Genomic DNA, 360 nt, shown 5'->3' with positions numbered 1-360 from the left:
TAAAGGTGGTTTTGTCAATGAGCAGGCTTCGGTCTAAAAAACCATTGATATAGATCCCTTCGGGAAGAGTTTCAGAAATTGAAGCTATTCTTTCCTGTACGGCTTCAATGACCTTATTGGAGTTGGCGTCTTTGAGCATCATTACCTGCCCCAGGACTTTCTCCCCTTCGGCATTTCCCGTGATGGCGCCATAGCGGGTAGCCCTTCCAAAACCTACTTCAGCAATATCCCTTATGTACACCGGCATGCCATTGCGGTTTTTCACCACAATATTTCTGATATCCTCAAGAGAACTCACCAGGCCTTCCCCGCGGATAAAGTAAGCCTGATTCTCTTTTTCAATATATCCTCCTCCCGCGA

At 46.4% G+C, this 360-nt stretch carries 1 protein-coding gene; it reads right to left on the bottom strand.

What is annotated here, in order from left to right; genetic code table 11:
- Positions 1–360, bottom strand: a 360-nt coding sequence (locus HC175_RS20950; protein WP_168139908.1) for an efflux RND transporter permease subunit, incomplete at both ends; no start/stop codon positions are given.

Source organism: Salinimicrobium oceani, from assembly GCF_012037645.1.
The sequence above is the reverse complement of the archived record's forward strand: the minus strand, read 5'-3'. Positions and strand labels throughout refer to the sequence as shown.